Annotated in this window: 16 protein-coding genes; 8 read left to right on the forward strand and 8 right to left on the reverse strand. The window is 72.2% G+C overall.

All coding sequences use genetic code 11. The annotated features are described in order from the left end of the window. Window positions 1-189: 189 nt before the first annotated feature. A complete protein-coding gene (locus tag ACFZDC_RS29475) occupies window positions 190-1,029 on the reverse strand; it encodes an IclR family transcriptional regulator C-terminal domain-containing protein (protein ID WP_391328739.1) in 840 nt (279 codons plus the stop codon). Between the two features lie 301 nt (window positions 1,030-1,330). Between ACFZDC_RS29475 and ACFZDC_RS29480 the strand changes: the two genes are divergently transcribed. Both ACFZDC_RS29480 and ACFZDC_RS29485 read left to right on the forward strand, forming a co-directional pair. Beyond that, the gene (locus ACFZDC_RS29480; RefSeq protein WP_391328741.1) at window positions 1,331-1,654 is read left to right on the forward strand and encodes a bifunctional 3-phenylpropionate/cinnamic acid dioxygenase ferredoxin subunit; all 324 of its coding nucleotides are present in this window, start codon (window positions 1,331-1,333) and stop codon (window positions 1,652-1,654) included. Between the two features lie 103 nt (window positions 1,655-1,757). After that, complete coding sequence (locus tag ACFZDC_RS29485; protein ID WP_391328743.1) at window positions 1,758-2,942, forward strand: FAD-dependent oxidoreductase; 1,185 nt, start codon at window positions 1,758-1,760, stop codon at window positions 2,940-2,942. A gap of 24 nt (window positions 2,943-2,966) precedes the next feature. Here ACFZDC_RS29485 and ACFZDC_RS29490 read toward each other — a convergent pair whose 3' ends face one another. Beyond that, window positions 2,967-3,500, reverse strand: a complete 534-nt coding sequence (locus ACFZDC_RS29490) for a hypothetical protein (protein WP_391328793.1) — start codon at window positions 3,498-3,500, stop codon at window positions 2,967-2,969. A 420-nt stretch (window positions 3,501-3,920) separates the two neighbouring features. Between ACFZDC_RS29490 and ACFZDC_RS29495 the strand changes: the two genes are divergently transcribed. From ACFZDC_RS29495 to ACFZDC_RS29515, 5 genes are read left to right on the forward strand one after another with little or no spacing between them, the layout of a single operon-like run. Beyond that, window positions 3,921-6,737: a nitrate- and nitrite sensing domain-containing protein gene (locus ACFZDC_RS29495; protein WP_391328745.1), complete on the forward strand. Its 2,817-nt coding sequence runs from the start codon at window positions 3,921-3,923 to the stop codon at window positions 6,735-6,737. Beyond that, a complete protein-coding gene (locus ACFZDC_RS29500; protein WP_391328747.1) occupies window positions 6,734-7,168 on the forward strand; it encodes a roadblock/LC7 domain-containing protein in 435 nt (144 codons plus the stop codon). Before ACFZDC_RS29495 ends, ACFZDC_RS29500 begins: the two co-directional genes overlap by 4 nt. Window positions 7,169-7,177: 9 nt before the next feature. Then, a complete protein-coding gene (locus tag ACFZDC_RS29505) occupies window positions 7,178-7,573 on the forward strand; it encodes a DUF742 domain-containing protein (RefSeq protein ID WP_391328748.1) in 396 nt (131 codons plus the stop codon). Between the two features lie 24 nt (window positions 7,574-7,597). After that, window positions 7,598-11,233: a hydantoinase B/oxoprolinase family protein gene (locus ACFZDC_RS29510; protein WP_391328750.1), complete on the forward strand. Its 3,636-nt coding sequence runs from the start codon at window positions 7,598-7,600 to the stop codon at window positions 11,231-11,233. Further along, window positions 11,214-11,819 carry an ATP/GTP-binding protein gene (locus ACFZDC_RS29515; protein WP_391328752.1) on the forward strand — a complete coding sequence of 202 codons (606 nt, stop codon included), beginning with the start codon at window positions 11,214-11,216 and terminating at the stop codon, window positions 11,817-11,819. The genes ACFZDC_RS29510 and ACFZDC_RS29515 overlap by 20 nt, the downstream gene beginning before the upstream one ends. 87 nt (window positions 11,820-11,906) lie before the next feature. Here ACFZDC_RS29515 and glpK read toward each other — a convergent pair whose 3' ends face one another. From glpK to ACFZDC_RS29540, 5 genes are all read right to left on the reverse strand, one after another. Continuing rightward, complete coding sequence (gene glpK, locus ACFZDC_RS29520; RefSeq protein WP_391328754.1) at window positions 11,907-13,427, reverse strand: glycerol kinase GlpK; 1,521 nt, start codon at window positions 13,425-13,427, stop codon at window positions 11,907-11,909. Window positions 13,428-13,460: 33 nt separating this feature from the next. Next, on the reverse strand, window positions 13,461-14,210 hold the full coding sequence (locus ACFZDC_RS29525; RefSeq protein ID WP_391328756.1) for an MIP family channel protein: 750 nt from the start codon (window positions 14,208-14,210) through the stop codon (window positions 13,461-13,463). A 358-nt stretch (window positions 14,211-14,568) separates the two neighbouring features. Continuing rightward, window positions 14,569-16,218 carry an EAL domain-containing protein gene (locus ACFZDC_RS29530; protein ID WP_391328758.1) on the reverse strand — a complete coding sequence of 550 codons (1,650 nt, stop codon included), beginning with the start codon at window positions 16,216-16,218 and terminating at the stop codon, window positions 14,569-14,571. Between the two features lie 135 nt (window positions 16,219-16,353). Next, window positions 16,354-17,544 carry a lipid-transfer protein gene (locus tag ACFZDC_RS29535; protein WP_391328795.1) on the reverse strand — a complete coding sequence of 397 codons (1,191 nt, stop codon included), beginning with the start codon at window positions 17,542-17,544 and terminating at the stop codon, window positions 16,354-16,356. Beyond that, window positions 17,541-17,990 (reverse strand): zinc ribbon domain-containing protein, encoded by a 450-nt coding sequence (locus ACFZDC_RS29540; protein WP_391328760.1) that lies wholly within the window; start codon window positions 17,988-17,990, stop codon window positions 17,541-17,543. The genes ACFZDC_RS29535 and ACFZDC_RS29540 overlap by 4 nt, the downstream gene beginning before the upstream one ends. Window positions 17,991-18,210: 220 nt before the next feature. On the opposite strand from ACFZDC_RS29540, the gene ACFZDC_RS29545 reads away from it, so the two are divergent. After that, a complete protein-coding gene (locus ACFZDC_RS29545; RefSeq protein WP_391328762.1) occupies window positions 18,211-18,747 on the forward strand; it encodes an NUDIX domain-containing protein in 537 nt (178 codons plus the stop codon). Window positions 18,748-18,757: 10 nt separating this feature from the next. Here the strand turns inward: ACFZDC_RS29545 and ACFZDC_RS29550 are convergent, their stop codons facing one another. After that, window positions 18,758-21,118 carry a TIM-barrel domain-containing protein gene (locus ACFZDC_RS29550; protein ID WP_391328764.1) on the reverse strand — a complete coding sequence of 787 codons (2,361 nt, stop codon included), beginning with the start codon at window positions 21,116-21,118 and terminating at the stop codon, window positions 18,758-18,760. Window positions 21,119-21,298 lie beyond the last annotated feature (180 nt).

Genomic DNA, 21,298 nt, shown 5'->3' on the forward strand with positions numbered 1-21,298 from the left:
CGGCGCTCCGGGCGCCCTTCGGGGGGGCGGTTAACCCGTGGGCACACCCGCCCGGGGGGGGCCCCCCGGGGCCCCCCCCCGGGGGGGGGGGCCGGGGGCGCCCCCGGCCCCCCCGCCGCGGTTCGCGCGCTGTGGCCGTCCTTCGCGTGTTCGCTCCGGACTCGGTGGTGGTGACCGCCCGCCGCTCCGTCAGAAGCCGTAGCCCATACGGCGGGACAGCTCGGCGCCGGCCGCCACCGTCCGCTTGGCCACCTCCGGCAGCCGGTCCGGATTCAGCCGGTACACCGGCCCCGAGACGCTGATCGCCGCGATCACCTTGCCGTCGTGCGCGCGCACCGGCGCGGCCACGGCGGCCAGTCCCAGCTCCAGCTCCTCGATCGTGAGGCCGTAGCCCTGCTCGACCACCGCCTCCAGCTCGGCCCGCAGCATCGTGGCGCCGGTGATCGTGCGGTCCGTGAACCGCGGCAACGGCCTGGCCAGCAGGCCCTCGCGCAGGGTGGGCGGCATGTGGGCGAGCAGCACCTTGCCACTGGAGGTGGCGTGCAGCGGGGTGCGTCTGCCCAGCCAGTTCTGCGCGGTCACCGAGGCCGTGCCCCGGGCCTGCATGATGTTGACCGCCGCGTCGTCGTCGAGCACGGCGATGTTCACCGTCTCGCCCAGCTCGTCGGCGACCTCGCGGCACACCGGGACGCCCTCCTGGGAGATGTCCAGCCGGACTGCCGCCGCCCCCGCCAGGCGCAGCACGCCGGCCCCCAGGTAGTACTTGCCGCGGTCCTTGGCCTGGGCCACCAGGCCCCGGTTCTCCAGGACGCCGAGCAGCCGGAACGCCGTGGACTTGTGCACGTCCAGCTCCTCGGCGATCTCCGTGACGCCCGCCTCGCCGTGCCGGGCGAGGATCTCCAGCACGCTCACGGCGCGGTCCACCGACTGCACCGCGCTGGCCGCCCCTCGGCCGTTCTGCCTCTCCGGGGTCCCTGCGTTCTCCGTGGTGTCCTCACTGCGGTCAGACTGCTTCTGCGTGCGGGTCATGGCTCAACTCTCACCACCTGTCGGCCCGGTTCGGGCCGCATCTGCGGGAAGCCCTTGACGCGACGGTCATCCCGCGCGGATTCTGTTGCGCATAGCGCTAGATCGTGCGCCATGCGAAACATCATGTTACCCAAGCGTCCGGATCCCGGAAGGGTGCCGGACCACTCGGACCAAGGGCGGTCCGTCACTCCCGAACCGCTTCACCGGCCGGACCGGCGAAGGTCCGGACGTCTGTCCGCATTCCTACCGCCTGCATCGAGCAGGTCCCGGACCGAAGTGTCCCGGACCGAGAGGGGCGCCCGTGATTCCCGTCTGCCGCCTGGAAGACCTCCCCGAGGGCGAGTCCGTCCGCGTCGGGACCACGCCACCGATCGCCGTGTTCCGCACGGACGACGGCGAGCTGTACGCCATCGACGACACCTGCACCCATCAGGACGCCTCCCTCTCGGAGGGCTGGCTGGAGGGCTGCCTGGTCGAATGCCCGCTGCACGCCGCGTCCTTCGACCTGCGCACGGGCGAGCCGACCTGCCTCCCGGCCCGGCGCCCCGTCCGCACCCACCGTGTCACCGTCGACGAAGGCGTCATCCAGGTCCACCTCACCGCGCAGGAGGGAACGGCCGCATGAATACCGCCGCGCACCGGCCCACGGCCTCCCCGGCTACGACACCTTCCGTCACCGGGGCCTCCCGCCGGCGCCGTCCCGCCCCTGACGCGAGGAGCCGTGCCGCATGAAGTCCGTGACCATCGTCGGCGCCTCCCTCTCCGGGCTGTACGCGGCCCGCGAACTGCGCGCCCAGGGCTTCGACGGCCGACTGGTGATCATCGGCGAGGAACCCCATCGCCCCTATGACCGCCCTCCTCTGTCCAAGGACTTCCTCACCGGCCGTGCCGATGAGGACCACCTCGCCCTCACCGACGCCGAAGAGACCTCCGAACTCCACGCCGAGTGGCTGCTCGGCATACGCGCCCGTGGCATCGACGCCCGCGGGCGCACCGTGCTCCTCGACGACGGCCGCACGGTCTCCACCGACGGCGTCGTCATCGCCACCGGCGCCGCCGCCCGCCGGCTGCCCGGCGACAAGCTCGTCGGCGTCCACACCCTGCGCACTCTGGACGACGCCCGCTCTCTGCGCGCCGACCTCACCCGGGGCCCGCGCCGCGTCGTGGTCATCGGCGGCGGATTCATCGGCGCCGAGACCGCTTCCTCGTGCGCGGCGCTCGGCCACGCGGTCACGGTCCTCGAAGCCGCCCCGCTCCCGCTGGTACCGCAACTGGGCACCGAGATGGCCGCCGTGTGCGCCGCGCTCCACCGCCGCGGCGCTGTGGACCTGGTCACCGGCACCGGCGTGGCCGCACTGCGCGGCACCGCCGCGGTCACCGGCGTCGACCTCACCGACGGCCGCACCCTGCCCGCGGACGTCGTGATCGTCGGTATCGGCGCCACGCCCAACACCGCCTGGCTGGCGGGCTCGACGCTCGCCCTGCACGACGGGGTGTTGTGCGACGACGGGTGTGTGACCGCCCTGCCGCAGGTCGTCGCGGTGGGCGACGTGGCCCGCGTCGGCGGCATCCGGGCCGAGCACTGGGCCTCCGCCACCGAACAGCCCCGCGTCGCCGTGACCAACCTGCTCGCCGGCCGCACCCTGGAATCCGTCCGCCCGGTGCCGTACTTCTGGTCGGATCAGTACGGCTCCCGCATCCAGTTCGCGGGCCGGCGCCGCGACGGCGACTCCGTGCACGTCACGGAGGGCGACCTCACGGACGACGGCCCGGCGGAGGGCGGCTTCCTCGCGCGCTACGAACGGGACGGGCGCACGGTCGCCGTGCTCTCCGTGGACCGCCCCCGGCCCTTCACGCGGGTCCGTCGGGAGCTGGGACGGGAGGAGAAGCCGACGGAGCCGGCCGCGCTGTGAGAGCGGGTGCCGGCCGCCCCAAGGTCAGGAGTGCGACAGCTGCCCGGCGCCGCCCCGCCGGCGTATCCGCTCCTGCTCCCGCAGGGCGGCCCGCTCCTGTCGCCGGTGGGAGCGGCGCTCGCGGCGCAGCGACCGGGCCGTGCTGCTCGGCTCGGAGACCACGCCGTACCGCTGCTTCCACACCTGGCGGGTCACCCACACGTCGACCACGGCCCACGTGGCCACCACCGTGCTGGCCACACTGCTGATCACCATCGGGAATGCCGGCCAGGACTCGGCCATCGCGCACAGGAACGCCACCATGGCCTGGATCAGCGTCACCGCGATGATCAGCACCGCCCGCACCGCCGCCGTACGCACCGGATCGGGCATCCGGCGCCGCCGCGCCGGCTCCTCGACCCACAACGGCCGGTAAGGCACCTGCCGTTGGCCGCGGGCGGACTCCCCGGCACGCTCACGCGCCGGAATGTCGCGATCCGGCGCCTCGTGGCCCCGCCGCCCCGCCGAGCGCTCCGTCACGCTTTCCTCGGGCGCCTCGCGCCGCTCCACCGTGCCCATCACCGTGTCACTCCCCACCGCCAGCAGACCGCTCGCCCTGGTGTCCGAAGACCCCGTCTCCCCAGTGGCTGCCCGGCTTGCGCTGTTTTACGCCGCCGGGGTGCGGGATGCGGCTCCTGTGTCCCATTCCGCCCCCAATTCCCGTAGAGAAGGACGAACAACGCCCCACGAAGATTCCCCGCTTGCGAAAAATTCCAGCCAACCGCCTGTCCGTACTGCTTCGGCCGCTCCCGCCGCAGGTACCCGCATCCCGGGCACAATCTCCCGCAATGGCCGGACAACTCGCCATGTCTCGCCCCCGGTAAGGAAGTTCACCCTCCGGACATGTCTTCGAGTTAACTGTGGGGCGGTAGTAGGCTCGCGCCGTTTGCTGACGGACATGTGTACCCCCGGCCGGCGGGGGTCGAGCTGGGGGAGGCCATGCGCTTTCGCGGGAAGTCCATCCGCCGGAAGATCGTGGCGCTGCTTCTCGTGCCGCTGGTGTCCCTGACTGCCATCTGGGGCTTCGCGACGGTGCTCACGGGGCGTGACGTCACCCGCCTCTTCCGTGTCACCGACGTCGTGCAGGACATCGGCTATCCCACCGAGGACACCGTCCGCGTCCTGCAGCAGGAACGCCGCCAGACGCTCGTCTACCTCGCCGACCCGCGGGCGGCCGACGCCCTCTCGGCACTGCACCGCACCCGCACCGCCACCGACCGGGCCGTCGCCAAGATCCGCGAGAACGCCAAGGACCACGACATCCGCGACGGCATGGACGCGGACGACAGCGACCGCCTCACCACCGTCCTGGACGCCTTCGACGGCCTCGACCCCCTGCGCCGCAGCGTCGAGGAGCGCACGATCAGCCGCGCCCAGGCCCTCGACCTCTACAACCGGCTCGTCGACCCCTGCTACACCCTGCTCGCCGCCCTCGACGGTATCGACGACGTCGAAATGGACAAGCAGGCCCGGGCCCTGGTCAACATCGCCCGCGCCCGTGAACTCCTCTCCCGCGAGGATGCCCTGCTCGGCTCCGCGCTGGTGGTCGGCAGGCTCTCCCGCGACGAGACCCGCGACATCTCCGACCTCGTCGCCCAGCGCGGCCTTCTGTACGACATCAGCCTGCCGATGCTGCCCGCCTCGGAACGCGATCGGTACGAACGCTTCTGGAAGAACGCCACCACCGCCCCGCTGCGCGTGGCCGAACAGGCCGTCGTCGGCACCGGGTCCGGAACCCCGCGCGGCGTCACCGCCCAGAGCTGGGACTCCGCTGCGGCGAGCGTCCTCGACGAACTCGGCACCCTGGACGACCAGGCCGGCGACCGCTTCCAGGACCGCCTGCACCCGGTGGCCGTCGGCGTGATCGCACAGGCGGCCGTCGCGGGCGTCCTCGGCCTCGTCGCCCTCCTGCTCTCCGTCGTCCTGTCGGTGCGGGTCGGCCGCAGTCTCATCCGCGACCTGCGGCAGCTGCGCCTGGAGGCGCACGAGGCGTCCGGGGTGCGGCTGCCCAGCGTGATGCGCCGCCTCTCGGCCGGTGAGCAGGTCGACGTCGAGACCGAGGTGCCACGGCTGGAGTACGACAGGAACGAGATCGGCGAGGTCGGCCAGGCTCTCAATACCCTGCAGCGCGCGGCCGTCGAGGCCGCCGTCAAGCAGGCCGAACTGCGGGCCGGCGTCTCCGAGGTCTTCGTCAACCTCGCCCGCCGCAGCCAGGTCCTGCTGCACAAGCAGCTCACCCTGCTCGACGCCATGGAACGCAGGATCGAGGACACCGACGAACTCGCCGACCTGTTCCGCCTGGACCACCTCACCACCCGTATGCGCCGGCACGCCGAGGGTCTGGTGATCCTTTCCGGCGCCGCACCCTCGCGGCAGTGGCGCCGCCCGGTGCAGCTGATGGACGTCGTACGTGCCGCCGTCGCCGAGGTCGAGGACTACGAGCGCATCGAGGTCCGGCGCCTGTCCCGGGTAGCCGTCACCGGCCCGGCCGTCGCCGACCTCACCCACCTCGTGGCCGAACTCCTCGAGAACGCGACTGTCTTCTCGCCTCCGCACACCGCCGTCCAGGTCCTCGGCGAGCGGGTCGCCAACGGCTTCACGCTGGAGATCCACGACCGGGGACTGGGCATGACGGCCGAGGCCCTGCTGGACGCCAACCTCCGGCTCGCCGAGACCCCTGAGTTCGAACTCTCGGACACCGACCGGCTCGGCCTGTTCGTGGTCAGCCGCCTCGCCCAGCGCCAGAACGTCCGCGTCTCCCTGCAGCCGTCGCCCTACGGCGGCACCACCGCCGTCGTCTTCATCCCCGACGCGTTGCTGAGCGACGACGTCCCGGACACCAACGGCATCGGTTTCCGCCTCGACCGCGACCGGCCTTCGAGGGAAGCCGATCAGCGGGCGAGCCTCGCCCCGGCCAGGGCGCGGGCCCCGGTGCAGCTGCCGGGCCTGCCGGCCTCCCTGCTGGACGGCCCGGTCGAGCTGGAGGCGCCCGTGGACCTGGACGCCATCGACGACTTCCCCGGAGCCCTGACCGACGAGGAGAGCGAGCGCGGCGGCCTGTTCCGCCCCCGCCCCACCCGCGCCGACGAGCAGACGGCCTTGCGGCCGGGTGCACCCCATCAGCCGGCCCTCGAGCGCACCGACGACAGCCCGGCCGGCCAACGCCCCATCGGACCCGTGCCGCTGCCTCGGCGGCAGACGCCCAAGCTGGTCAGCTCGCACGGCAAGCCCGTCACCGAGCAGCGGTCCCGCCGTGGCGACCCGGACGAGCAGCCCGCGGTCGGCCCGCGCCGGCCCGACACCGGTGCGCCGGCCCCCTTGCCGGCGCGTCGCCGCGGTGAGGCAGCCCGGCGCACCGGAGTCGCCGACCGCGTCGACGAGCGCACGGCCACCGGGGCCGGCGGGGACGAGACCTCCCCAGCCCCGGCGCTGCCCCGACGGACCCGGTCCCAGTCGGCCGTGTCCGACAGCGGCCCGGGCGATGACACCCCGACCACCGGTGGCGCGGCCCCGGGGCCCGGCGCCGGGCCGCTGCCCCGGCGCGTCCGCCAGGCCAACCTGGCCCCCCAGCTGAAGCAGGAAACCGAACGGCGCCCCGACCACGCGGCGCAGCCCGCCGACCGCGACGCCGACGAGGTCCGCAGCCGGATGGCCTCGCTCCAGCGAGGCTGGCAGCGTGGGCGGCAGGAGAACGACACGGGCGACGGGGCCCGGGACGGCACAGCACAAGGAACCATTAAGGGGGACGGTCGATGACCGCACCGAAGGCCACCGGCCACACGGAAACGAACACCAGGGAGCTGAACTGGCTCCTTGACGACCTCGTCGACCGGGTCGCGAGCATCCGCAAGGCCGTCGTGCTCTCCGGCGACGGTCTGCCCACGGGCGTGTCCAAGGACCTGTCCAGGGAGGACAGCGAGCACCTGGCCGCGGTCGCGTCCGGCTTCCACAGCCTGGCCAAGGGCGTGGGCCGCCACTTCGAGGCAGGCAGTGTCCGGCAGACCGTGGTCGAGCTCGACGACGCCTTCCTGTTCGTCACGGCCGCCGGGGACGGCAGCTGCCTCGCCGTCCTCTCGGACGCCGACTCCGATGTCGGACAGGTCGCCTACGAAATGACGCTGCTGGTCAAGCGGGTCGGAGTGCATCTGGGCACCGCTCCACGCACCGATCTGTCCGCAGGCGGGTAGTGGGATGACATGAGCGGAGACGGTCAGGGAAGAAGCCACTGGTTCGACGACGAGGCCGGACCGGTCGTCCGCCCGTACGCCATGACGCGCGGCCGCACCACGAGTCCGGCCCAGCACCGCCTGGATCTGATCGCGGTGGTCGTCACCGAACCGGGCGCGGAGGACCCGGAGGCGGACAGCACGCTCGCCCCGGAGCACGTGGAGATCGTCGGACTCTGCCGTGCGGCCCCCCAGTCGATCGCGGAACTCGCCGCGGAACTCGATCTGCCCATCGGGGTGGTGCGCGTCCTCATCGGAGACCTCGTGCACGCGGAACTCGTCCATGTGACGCGCCCGGTGCCCCCGGCCGAGCTGCCGGACGAGAGTATTCTGCGCGACGTGATCAACGGCCTCCGGGCGCTGTGACCGGCGCGGAAGCGGAGTAGTGACGTGACAGGCTGGCAGTTCTGGGTCGACCGAGGCGGCACCTTCACCGACATCGTCGCGCGTCGCCCGGACGGCAGCCTGCGCACGCACAAACTGCTGTCCGACAACCCCGCCCGGTACGCCGACGCGGCCGTCGCCGGAGTACGCGAACTGCTTGACGGCTCCCAGGAGCCGGTCGACGCCGTCCGCATGGGCACCACGGTCGCCACCAACGCCCTGCTGGAACGCAAGGGCGAACGCACCCTCCTGGTGATCACCCGCGGCTTCCGCGACGCCCTGCGCATCGCCTACCAGAACCGCCCCAGCATCTTCGCCCGCCGCATCGAACTGCCCGAGCTGCTGTGCGAACGGGTGATCGAAGCCGACGAGCGGATCGCCGCCGACGGCACCGTCCTGCGGGCCCCCGACCTGGACGCCCTCGCGGGGCCGCTGCAGCAGGCGTACGACGACGGGATCCGCGCGGTCGCCGTCGTGTGCCTGCACAGCCATCTCCACCCTGCCCACGAACGGGCGATCGGTGCCCTCGCCGCCCACGTCGGCTTTCCGCAGATTTCGCTGTCCAGCGAGGTCAGCCCGCTGATGAAGCTCGTCCCGCGCGGTGACACCGCCGTCGTCGACGCCTACCTCTCGCCCGTGCTGCGCCGCTACGTGCGCCACGTCGCCGACGAACTCCACGGTGTACGGCTGATGTTCATGCAGTCCAACGGCGGGCTCACCGAGGCCGGGCAGTTCCGTGGCAAGGACGCGATCCTCTCCGGGCCGGCCGGCGGAATCGTCGGCATGGCCCGGATGTCGCAGCGCGCCGGCTTCGACCGCGTCATCGGCTTCGACATGGGCGGCACCTCCACCGATGTCTCGCACTTCGCCGGCGAGTACGAGCGGGTCTTCACCACCCGGATCGCGGGCGTCCGGCTGCGCGCCCCGATGCTCGACATCCACACGGTCGCCGCGGGCGGCGGCTCCGTGCTCCACTTCGACGGCTCCCGTTACCGCGTCGGCCCCGACTCGGCAGGCGCCGACCCCGGACCTGCCTGCTACCGCGCCGGCGGCCCGCTCACCGTCACGGACGCCAACGTGATGCTCGGGCGCATCCAAGCGGCCCACTTTCCCGCCGTGTTCGGACCGGACGGCGACCAGCCACTGGACGCCGCCCTGGTCCGCGACCGCTTCACCGCCCTCGCGCGCGAGATCCGCGAGCGGACCGGCGACGACCGCACCCCGGAGCAGGTGGCCGAGGGCTACGTGCAGATCGCCGTCGCCAACATCGCCAACGCCGTGAAGCGGATCTCCGTCCAGAAGGGCCACGACGTCACCCGCTACGCCCTGACCACCTTCGGCGGAGCGGGCGGCCAGCACGCGTGCAGGGTCGCCGACTCGCTCGGCATCCGCACCGTCCTCGTACCGCCCATGGCCGGTGTCCTCTCCGCGCTCGGCATCGGCCTCGCCGACACCACGGCCATGCGCGAACAGTCCGTCGAGGCCCCCCTGGAAGCAGCCTCGATGCCCGGCGTCCACGGGACGGCCGAGGACCTGGAGCGCGCCGCCCGCGCCGAACTCCGCGCCGAGGACGTCCCGGAGGACCGCATCGAGGTCACCCGTCGCGCCCAGCTGCGCTACGACGGCACCGACACCACCCTCACCGTCGAGCTCACCGAGCCCGACATCATGAGGCAGGCCTTCGAAGAGCGTCATCGCGCCACGTACTCCTTCACCCTCGACCGACCGATCGTCGTCGAAGCCCTCTCCGTCGAAGCCGCCGGCATCACCGCACCCCCCGATCTCTCCGTCCTCGCCCCCTACGAGGGCCACCCCGCCGGCCCCGAAAACGTCCGCCTCCACACCGGCGGCACCTGGCGCGACGTACCCCTCCACCGCCGGGAGGCCCTGCCGCCCGGCGAAACCGTCACCGGACCCGCGATCATCACGGAGGCCGGCGCGACGACCGTCGTCGACGACGGCTGGCGGGCCGCGGCGACCGACGACGGGCATCTGCGCATGGAACGCGCGGCGATCACGCAGAGTTCCGATCTCGACACGACAGCCGATCCGGTTCTGCTCGAGGTCTTCAACAACCTCTTCATGTCGATCGCCGAACAGATGGGCGCCCGGCTGGAGTCCACGGCCCAGTCCGTCAACATCAAGGAACGCCTGGACTTCTCCTGCGCCCTGTTCGACCCGGACGGAAACCTGGTGGCCAACGCGCCCCACATCCCCGTCCACCTGGGCTCCATGGGCACCAGCGTCAAGGAGGTCATCCGCCGCCGCGGCAGCTCGATGCGCCCCGGCGACACCTACGCCGTCAACGACCCGTACCACGGCGGTACCCACCTGCCCGACGTCACCGTGATCACCCCGGTCTTCGACACCGACTCCGCTCCGCACACGGAGAGTGAGTCGGAGATCCTCTTCTACGTCGCCTCGCGCGGCCACCACGCCGAGATCGGCGGCATCGCCCCCGGCTCCATGCCCGCCCACAGCCGCACCATCGAGGAGGAGGGCGTCCTCTTCGACAACTGGCCGCTCGCCGAGAACGGCCGCTTCCGGGAGGAGGAGACCCGCCGCCTGCTCACCGAGGCGCGGTACCCCTCCCGCAACGTCCGCACCAACCTTGCCGACCTCCGCGCCCAGATCGCCGCCAACCGCAAGGGCGTCGACGAGGTCCGCCGCATGATCGAGGAGTTCGGCCTCGACGTCGTGCAGGCCTACATGCGGCACGTCCAGGACAACGCGGAGGAGGCGGTCCGCCGCGTCATCGACGCCCTGGGTGACGGGGAGTACGCCTACGAGACGGACTCGGGCGCCGTCATCCGCGTCCGGGTGCGCGTCGACCGTGCCGAGCGCCGCGCGACCATCGACTTCACGGGCACCTCGCCACAGCTCGCCACCAACTTCAACGCCCCTTTCTCGGTGGTCAACGCGGCCGTCCTGTACGTCTTCCGCACCCTGGTCGCCGACGACATCCCGCTCAACGACGGCTGCCTGCGCCCGCTGGACATCGTCGTACCGCCCGGCTCGATGCTGGCCCCCGAACCGCCCGCCGCCGTCGTCGCGGGCAACGTCGAGACCTCGCAGGCCATCACCGGCGCCCTGTATGCCGCGCTCGGCGTCCAGGCCGAGGGTTCCGGAACCATGAACAACGTCACCTTCGGCAACGAACGCCACCAGTACTACGAGACGGTCGCCTCCGGATCCGGTGCCGGCGACGGCTTCCCCGGCGCCGACGTCGTACAGACGCACATGACCAACTCACGGCTCACGGACCCCGAAGTCCTGGAATGGCGGCTGCCCGTCCGGCTCGAGGAGTTCGCCGTGCGGCGCGGGAGCGGCGGCGCCGGACGCCTGCGCGGCGGGGACGGTGCCGTGCGCCGCATCCGCTTCCTCGAACCCATGACCGTCTCCACGCTCTCCCAGCACCGCCGAGTGCCTCCCTACGGCATGGCGGGCGGCGAGCCCGGCGCGCTCGGCGCCAACCGGGTGGAGCGGGCCGACGGTACGGTCACCGACCTCGGCGGAAGCGGCTCGGCTGACGTCGGTCCCGGCGACGTACTCGTCATCGAAACCCCCGGTGGCGGCGGCTACGGCCGACCGTCGCCCGACCATCGAGCAGGAGAAGAGATCGATGATCTTCGGGCGTTCTGAACGCGGCATGGCACCGGTCGAGCCGGTCACGCTCAAGATCCTGGTGGCCGGCGGCTTCGGGGTGGGCAAGACGACCCTGGTCGGCGCGGTCAGCGAGATCAGGCCGCTGCGCACCGAGGAGCTGCTGACCGAGGCCGGGCGCCCGGTCGACGACACCAGTGGCGTGGAAGGCAAGCACACGACCACCGTGGCCATGGACTTCGGTCGCATCACCCTGCGCGAGGACCTCGTGCTGTACCTGTTCGGAACGCCCGGGCAGGAACGGTTCTGGTTCATGTGGGACGAGCTGTCCGAAGGCGCCCTCGGTGCCGTCGTTCTCGCCGACACGCGCCGCCTGGAGGACTGCTTCGCCGCCGTCGACTACTTCGAGAGGCGCTCCATACCCTTCCTGGTCGGCGTCAACTGCTTTGAGGAAGCGGCCCGTTACCCCGCCGAGGCCGTACGCCAGGCCCTCGACCTGGACGAGGACGTGCCCGTCCTGCTGTGCGACGCCCGCGACCGGGAGTCGGTCAAGGACGTGCTCATCGGAGTCGTCCGGCATGCGATGGAGTATGCGGCCGACCGCCGCCAGGCCCTCGCCACCTGACCCGGGGCACGGCCCGTACCCCCGCCGACAGGGGTACGGGCCGTGGTCCCTGCGGACGGCCGCACGCGCGCGTGCGCCGCGAGGCTCCTAGGCCTCGCCGTCCTCGAGCCAGCCGAAGCTCTTCTCCACCGCCTTGCGCCAGTTGCGGTACTCGCGGTCGCGTGCCGACGCCTCCATCGCCGGTGTCCACTCCGCGTCCTTCTGCCAGTGCGACTTCAGCTCGTCCAGGTCGTTCCACACGCCCGTCGCCAGGCCGGCCGCGTAGGCGGCGCCCAGACAGGTGGTCTCGGACACCCGGGGCCGGATCACCGGCACGCCCAGGACGTCCGCCTGGTGCTGCATGAGCAGGTTGTTCTTCGTCATGCCGCCGTCGACCTTCAGGGTCGTGATCCGCACGCCGGAGTCCTGGTACATGGCGTCCACGACCTCCCTCGTCTGCCAACTGGTCGCCTCCAGCACCGCGCGCGCCAGATGGGCCTTGGTGACGTACCGGGTCAGCCCCGTGACGACCCCGCGCGCGTCGGAGCGCCAGTAGGGAGCGAACAGGCCCGAGAAGGCGGGCACGATGTAGGCGCCGCCGTTGTCCTCGACGCTCGCCGCCAGGGTCTCGATCTCGTCGGCGGTGCGGATGATGCCGAGCTGGTCGCGGAACCACTGGACCAGCGCGCCCGTTATCGCTATGGACCCCTCCAGGCAGTACACGGGCGCCTCGTCGCCGATCTTGTAGCCCATCGTCGTGAGCAGCCCGTTCTTGGACGGCACCGGCCGGTCGCCGGTGTTGAGCAGCAGGAAGCTGCCGGTGCCGTAGGTGTTCTTCGCGGTGCCGACGTCGTAGCAGGCCTGCCCGAACACGGCGGCCTGCTGGTCGCCCAGCGCCGACGCCACGGGCACACCCGCCAGTTGGCCGACGGCGGTTCCGTACACCTCGGCGGACGACCTGATCTCGGGCAGGACCGCCTCGGGCACGTTCATCGCCGACACAATGGAGGGATCCCACTGGAGCGTCTCCAGGTTCATCAGCATGGTGCGGCCGGCGTTGGTGACGTCCGTGACGTGCCGGCCGCCCTCCGTGCCGCCGGTGAGATTCCAGATCAGCCAGGAGTCGATGGTGCCGAAGGCGATCTCGCCGCGTTCGGCGCGCTCGCGCAGTCCGGGCACGTTGTCCAGCAGCCAGGCCGCCTTCGGGCCGGAGAAGTAGCTGGCCAGGGGAAGCCCGGTCTGGTCACGGAAGCGGTCCTGGCCGTCCGTGCCGCCCAGTTCGTGGCACAGGGCCGCGGTACGGGTGTCCTGCCAGACGATCGCGTTGTGCACGGGCTTGCCGGTGGCGCGGTCCCAAAGGACCGTGGTCTCCCGCTGGTTGGTGATGCCGAGAGCGCTCAGCTGGTCCGCGCGCAGCCCGGCCTTGGCGAGCGCCCCCGCCACCACGGCCTGCACCTTGGACCAGATCTCGGTGGCGTCGTGCTCCACCCAGCCGGGCTTGGGAAAGATCTGGCGGTGCTCGCGCTGGTCCACGGCGACGATCGCGCCGCCGTGGTCGAAGATGATGCAGCGGCTGGACGTGGTGCCCTGGTCGATGGCGGCGACGTACTTCTCGGCGGTGTCCGTCATGGCTGTCGCTGGGTCGCTGGGTCGGGTCGCTGGTCAGAAGGCCGCGTTGTAGACGAGGCCGGCGAGCGCCCCGCCGATCAGCGGGCCGACGACCGGGATCCACGCGTAACCCCAGTCGGACGTGCCCTTGTGCGGGATCGGCAGGAAGGTGTGCACGATGCGCGGGCCGAGGTCACGAGCCGGGTTGATGGCGTATCCGGTGGGCCCGCCGAGGGAGAGCCCGATGCCGACCACGAGCAGTGAGACGATCAGCACCGTGGTGCCGGACTCGCCGAGTCCCTTCGTCAGCCCGAAGGCGAGGACCGGCAGCACCAGCGCCATCGTCGCGACGATCTCGGTGATGAGGTTGGCGACCGGGTTCCGTATCTCCGGGATGGTCGAGAAGATCCCGAGGGTCGGCACCGGTTCGTCGGCGGTGCCCTCGGTCGTGCCCTCCTCGCGGACGTTGGCCTGGAACTGCGCGAGATACACCAGGTAGGCGAGGACCGCGCCCAGCATCGCGCCGACGATCTGGCCCAGCAGATAGACCCAGACCTTCCCCCACTTGCCGGTGTCCACGGCGATGCCGATGGTGACCGCGGGATTGAGGTGACCGCCGGACAGGGGAGCGGCGGTGTACGCGCCCGCGAGTACGCCGAACCCCCAGCCGAACGCGATGACGACCCACCCGGAGGCGCGGGCCTTGGAGTATCTGAGGGTGACCGCGGCGCAGACACCGGCACCGAACAGGATCAGGATCGCGGTGCCGATGACCTCGCCGACGAATATGTCTCCGTTGCTCATGGCGGCTCCCTTGGCGCCGGCCCGGGGCGAGCGGCCCCGGCCTTCCGTGCAGGAACGGTTCCCTTGGCGACTTCAGCCGAAGGCAGGGAGGGCCCGCGCCCCGCCCGGCGTCCGTGACGAGCGTGCCGTCGCAGCCGGATCGCCTCTGGGAGAGGCCGTGGAGCAGGGACAGGCCCGTGGCGCAGTGCCTGATTACGCCGAGAATGTACGGCGATGTCGGCTGACACCCGGAAGTGTTCACCGGCACCACGGGACCGTCAAGGTCGCTGACGGCAACGGTGACAGCGGTTTCCGGCCCCGGGCACCCCTGGCTCCCTTTCCGCAGCCGGCGTTCAACGGCCGTATACGACCGGGCCCTTCACCCGAGGGGCTCGGCCGCCGCGTACCCCGCCTGGGCCGGGGCCGTACCGGAACCGCGCCGGATCTCGTACCCGGGCAGTCCCGCGTGCGCGAGCACCCAGCTCGTCCCGCGCAGCGCCTTCGCCGCCTTCTTCAGCGGAGCGAGACGGGCGGCGGCCTGCCGGTGGTCGGACACACTGCCCGGCCCGCAGACGACGGTCGCCAGGGACAGCGTGACCGGGCGCCCGCCCGCCGACCAGGGCGCGTCGAGTACGGCACCGGCCAGCGGATCGAGCGCCTCCTCCTCTGCGAGCACCAGGAAGTCGTCGCCGCCGATGTGGCCCACGCGCGCGTGCCCCGCGACCGCCTCCTGCAGCGCCCGGCCCACCGAGCGGATCAACTCGTCGCCCGCCGCGAACCCGGCACCGTCGTTGACCTGTTTGAAGTGGTCGATGTCGAGCCAGCTGAGCGCGAACGTCCGCCCGTCGGTGATCCGCCGGTCCACCTCACTCGTGATCGCGTCCGAACCGGGCAGCCTGGTCAGCGGATTGAGGCCCGCTGCCTCCTCCACCCGGGTCTCGGCCAGCGCCCGTACCAGGTCCGCGAGCCGTACGACGCCCACGCACCGGCCGCGGCGGTCGACGACCGCCACGTCGTCCGAGGTGCGGTCGCGGCCGCCGATCGCCACCACGTCCAGCACCTCCCATGCGGTGGCATCCACGCCGACCGTGCGCGGCGCGTCGCCCAGCTTGAAGGCCGGCCGGTCCGCGTACAGGGCGTGCCCGTAGCGGCCGGACATCGACAGCAGGAAGCGCGACCGGTGGACCGACCGGACGGGCACCCCGGCCTGGTCCACGAGCAACACCCCGGAGACGTCCGGGGAGCCGGTCAGCAGGGCGCGTACCTGCCCCGCCGAGGCGGTGACGGGCAGGACGGCGGCGGGCCGCACGAACTCCCGTACCGACGGCCCGGACCGGGGCACGGCCAGGGCGCCGGCGGAGCGGGGCGGAACGTATACGTCCGCCGCCGGAATCCGGGTCGGCGGCGCGAACAGCTCGCCCTGGGCGAGCTGCGCGCCGGCCGACCGCGCCGTCGCGCACTGCAGTTCGGTCTCCACGCCCTCGACCACCAGCAGCGCGCCCAGTTGCTCGCACAGCGTCCGCATCGCCCGCACCGCGGCGGGCCGGGCCAGCAGAGAAGCGTCGAGCTTGACCAGGTCGGGGGAGAGGTCGGTGAGCAGCCTCAGGGGCACGTCCCCGTCGCCGATACCGTCCGCGCTGATCCGGAAGCCCTGGTCGCGCAGTACGGCGACCGCCTCCAGCAGAGCCCGCTGCGGCACGTGCGTGTAGGACGGCACGACGTCCAGGGTCACTTCCCAGGGCATCCGCCCCGCCGCGCGCACGGCGTCGTGCAGCCGGGTGAGGCCGCCGAGGTCGGCGAGCGTGGCCGCGAACACGTTGATGTGCAGCGGCAGCAGCGTCTCCTTGCGTGTCGCCGCGCGGAGCGCCAACACGGCCAGCGCGCCGTCGACTTCGGCGTCACGACGGGCCTCGGCCAGAATGTCGCCGGTCTCCGGGCGGGCGAGTATCTCCAGTGCGGCGACCGTGCCGGTCCTCAGGTTGACCACCGGCTGGAAGGCGAAGCGGAGAGTATCCGTCCAGGAGTGCACGGAAGCATGATGGCGCTGCCCGCGGACGCCCAGGCCCAGTTCATGAGACGTTCACACAGGATTCCCGAGTGATCACACTCCGTGAAAAGGCCTGATGGACCTCGCCTGTCGCACGGCGATCTTGCCCGGCTCGGCTCAGCGCACCACGACCACCGACGACCCGTGCCCGAAGAGCCCCTGGTTGGCCGTGATCCCCACGCGCGCCCCGGCCACCTGCCGGTCGCCTGCGGCTCCCCTCAGCTGCCACGTCGCCTCGCACACCTGGGCGATGGCCTGGGCGGGCACCGCCTCACCGAAAGAGGCGAGCCCGCCACTGGTGTTGACGGGTATGCGGCCGCCCGGAGCCGTCACGCCCTCCCGCAGGAGTTTCGCGCCCTCGCCCGCTCCGCACAGTCCCAGATCCTCGTACCACTGCAGCTCCAGCGCGGTGGACAGGTCGTACACCTCCGCCAGGGACAGGTCTTCGGGGCCGATACCCGCCTCCTCGTAGGCGGCCCGGGCGATGGAGGCCCGGAAGGTCTCGTCCGGGGCCGCCACCGCGACCGCGGAGTCCGTGGCGATGTCCGGCAGATCCAGCACCGTGTTCGGGAACCGCGGTGTCACCGTCGACACCGCGCGGATCCGCACCGGCCGCGCCGCTCCGTGCCGGCGCGCGAAGTCGAGGCTGCACAGCACCACAGCGGCGCCGCCGTCGGAGGTGGCGCAGATGTCGAGCAGCCGCAACGGATCGGCGACGACCGCCGAGGCGGCCACCTCCTCGGCGGTGACCCGCTTGCGGTAGCGCGCGTACGGGTTGAGCGCCCCCGACGCGGCGTTCTTCACCTTGACCAGAGCGAAGTCCTCCGGCGTGTCCCCGTGCACCGCCATCCGCCGGCGCGCGTACAGACCGAAGTACGCCGGGTTCGTGGCGCCCAGCAGACGGAACCGCAGCCAGTCCGGATCGTCGGGGCGCTCCCCGCCGGCCGGCCGGAAGAAGCCCTTGGGCGCGGCGTCCGCCCCCACCACGAGCACGACGTCGGCGAGCCCGGCGAGGATCTGCGCACGCGCCGTCGCGATCGCTTGCGCACCCGACGCACACGCCGCGTACACGCTGGTGACCCGGGCTCCCTGCTGGCCCAGGGCCCTGGCGAACGTCGCCCCCGCCACGTATCCCGGATATCCGCCGCGCACCGTCTCCGCGCCCACGACCGAGCCGACGTCCGGCCAGTTGAGACCGGCGTCCGCGAGGGCCGTGCGGGCCGCCGCCGTCCCGTACTCGACGAAGCTGCGCCCCCATTTGCCCCAGGGGTGCATGCCCACACCGAGCACCGCCACGTCCGCCGTCATGCCGTCACCCCCGTCGGCCGCCACTGCCAGGTCGTCCAAGCCGTCTCCGCGTCCTCGTGAAGCACTCCCGGGACGACCTCCACCTCCATGCCCACCGTCAGATCGGCGACAGTGGTGCCGGGAACCGCCTGTCCCAGCACCACCATCCGCTCGGACTCCAGCTCCACCGCGATCAACGCGTACGGCTCCCACGGAAGTTCCGGATTGCTCACATAGGGTGACGGAGGCCGGTATCGGCTGTCTGTGTACGACCAGATCCGACCGGTTCGCGACAGCGATACCTCTTCCAGTGCGCCGCCCGCACAGTGCGGATTGCGGCAGTGGGCGTCCTCGCGCGGGAAGAAGACCGTGTCGCAGGTCGTGCAGCGGGTGCCCAGGAGCCGAAAGCCGTCCCCTTCGCCGGTGAACCAGCCGGAGACCGCGGGGGTGCGGGTGCGCTTCAACATTCCTCCAGGCCCAGTGATCTGACGATTCGTCAGAAGTGTGCCACGGGCAATCGGAAATCGGCAGGCGTCGCGGCGAACCATGCGGCCGCCTGCGGCGTCGTGGTACCAGAGGGGCGGCCGGGGCCGACGGGGGTGGTTCCGGCCGCCCCTCCACTCAGCGCCGTCTCCCTGTCCGCCGCTGCCGGAAGACGTGCTTCCTCTGATCGGATACAGTCCGCGCGTGTCCGAAACTCAGCACTCAACTGCCAACTCCGCGCCCGACTCATACTGTTCGAGCTGCGGAGCGCCCTATGGAGAGGGCGCCTGCGGCTGGCCGCGCACCTGCCCGTCCTGCGGGACCGTCGCCTACCGCAACCCGCTGCCGGTCGCGATCGCGCTCCAGCCCGTGTACGACACCAAGGGCACGGCCCTGGTCGTCATCACCCGAACCATCGCCCCCGCGCGCGGTGGCACAGCACTGCCCGGCGGCTACATCGACGACCGGGAGGACTGGAAGCACGCCGTCGTCCGCGAACTCAAGGAGGAGACGGGTATCGACGCCGCACCCCGCGACGTGCGCCTCGTGGACGCCATGAGCTCGCCCGACGGGCACCTGCTGCTGTTCGGACTGCTCCCGGAACGCCCGGCCGAAGGACTGCCGCCCTCCGGCGCCACGGAGGAGACCGAGGGCTGGCACCTGTTGCGCCGGCCCGAGGAACTCGCCTTCCCGCTGCACACCCTGGCCGTGCGGGCGTGGTTCGAGGGCCGCTACCTCTGAGCCCGGCGGCTCAGCCGAGTCCCCGTATGCGCACCGGGTGGGGCGGCTCGCCCGAGCCGTCCTCCCGCTCCCGGGTGACGACCACCCGCCGGCCCCGCCAGCGGGCGGCATAGCGCTCGATCTCCGGTACGTCCCACCCGTCGCCCGCGTCCGGTGCCACCAGCCCGCCACCGGTTTGTCCCCGGGCGGGCGCCCACACCTCCAGTTCGATCCCGCCGTCCTCGCCGCGTACGGGTAGGACCGCACCGGCGCGCGCGAGCACCGGAATCCGCGAGAGAGGGGCCTCCACGAGAACCTGCGCCGGACCCTCGTACACCTCCTCCGTCACCGTGTCGTACCAGCGGCCCCGAGGCAGCTGCACCGTGCGCCGGCCCGCCCCCGGGTCCAGCACGGGCGCCACCAGAAGGCAGTCGCCCAGCAGGAACGCGTCCTCGCAGTCGCGCAGCGCCCGGTCCTCCGGCGCCCCCCACCACAGCGGTCGCACATACGGTGCGCCGGTGCGCCGGGCCAGGTGAGCCAGTGTCATGAAGTACGGCAGCAGACGCCGGCGTTCGAGCAGCGCCACGCGCGCGTGCTCCAGAACCCGGGGACCGAACTCCCAGGGCTCCCTGCGCCCCGCCTGCAGACTCGCGTGCGTACGGAACAGCGGCAGATACGCCCCGAGCTGGAACCACCGCAGGTACAGCTCCGGCGTCGGTGTCCCGTCGAAGCCGCCGATGTCCGGCCCCGAGTACGGCACCCCGCACAAGCCGAGCCCCAGCACCAGCGACAGGGAGGCCCGCAGCCCCGGCCAGCCCGTCGCCACGTCTCCCGACCACGTCCCCCCGTAGCGGTGCACGCCCGCCCAGCCGGACCGTGAGAACAGGAACGGCCGCTCCTGGGGCGACAGCTCGCGCAGCCCCTCGTAGGCCGCTCTGGCCATGCAGAGCGCGTACACGTTGTGGGCCTCCCTGTGGTCGCCGCCGCGCCCCTCCAGGGCATGCCGGGCCGAACGCGGCAGCGTGGGCTCACCGAAGGCGCTGAACGACGTGGGCTCGTTCATGTCATGCCAGAAGCCCGCGAAGCCCTGTCCCAGGCGCTCCTCGTAGAGGCCGCCCCACCACTTGCGCACGCGCGCGTGCGTGAAGTCCGGGAAGACGGAATCGCCGGCCCACGCCTCGCCCCGTACCGTCCGCCCCGAGGCGTCCCGCACGAACGCGTCCAGGGCCGACCCACTGTCATACGCGGCGTTGCCCGGCGCGGCCTTCACCGCCGGGTCGATGATCGACACCAGGCGGATCCCGTCCCGGCGCAGCTCCTGCGCGAGTACCGGCAGCTTCGGGAAGCGCTCCTGGTCGACGGTGAACACCTGGTGGTCCGCGTAGTGGTCGATGTCCAGGTGGACGGCGTCCAACGGCAGACCGCGCTCCTGGTAGCCCGCGACGATCCGGCGCACCGCCTCCTCGCCGCCGAAGCCCCATCGCGCGTGATGGTGGCCGAGCGCCCACGCCGGCGGCAGTGCGGGCGCCCCGGTCAGCGAGGCCCAGGTGTGCAGCACGCGCGCGGGGGCACCCACCATCACCCAGCCGCGCAGCGGACCGCCGTCCATCCGCACCTCGCAGCGCCCCGCGCGATCGTGCCCGGATCCCGCCCCCTCCTCGCCCTCCCGCAGGGTCACGGTGCCGTCCCACGTGGTGTCGTGGAACACCAGGTGGGCCGCGGCGTCGGCCACCACCAGCTGCAGCGGCATGGTCAGGTACAACGGATCGTCGCCCGGACCGAACGCACGACCCGGATCGGTGTTCCACAGCCGGTACGTGCCGTCCCGCAGCCGCGGGCCCGCCGCGCGCCCGCCCAGGCCGAAGAACCGGGCGTCCGCCGCCACCTCGGAGCGTTGCATCCAGCGGGCCGTGCCCCCGCCGACCGGCTCCCACCAGCGCGGCGGCAGATCCCGCCGCAGCACCACACCGCCCGGAGTACACACCTCCAGCGCCCCGTGGCGGGAGACGACGAGCGTCACCCGCTCGGCCACCACCCGCCAGCCGCCGTCCTTGTCCGGCTCCAGAACCGCCCGTGGATCCGGCTCAGGACAGCCCCCGGCCAGCGCGTACGACGGTTCCGGCGCCGCTCCGTCCCAGCCCCAGAAGACCGCACCGTTGCCCGCGACGGTGATCCGCAGCTCCGAGCGGCCGAACCGGATCACACCGCCTCCCGGCCCCGGCTCGACCCCCTGCACCTGCCCCGGAACCCGGGCGCGCTCGGCACCCCGTGGCGGCAGCCCGGCGGCGTCGATACGCCTGCGGCGCCATGCGGCCCGTACGGTACGCAACCCCTGAGCCGCCCTTCCCGAACCGACCACACTCACCGAACGCACCAGGTCACGACCGTCCATGCTGTTCACCCTGCCACTGACCGTCCCACCCGCGTGTGTCGTTCAACTGCCGTTCACCCGTGCCGGGACCACATCTTCACGACACGGACTATGTGGGGCGCGCCCTGGTGTAGAAGTCGATCACATGGCATCGTCCCTGTCAGCCGCGTCACGCGCACACCCCAGCCGTGCGCGGACCGA

The organism is Streptomyces sp. NPDC007905, assembly GCF_042959345.1.
In the GTDB taxonomy this organism is placed as follows: Bacteria; Actinomycetota; Actinomycetes; order Streptomycetales; family Streptomycetaceae; genus Streptomyces.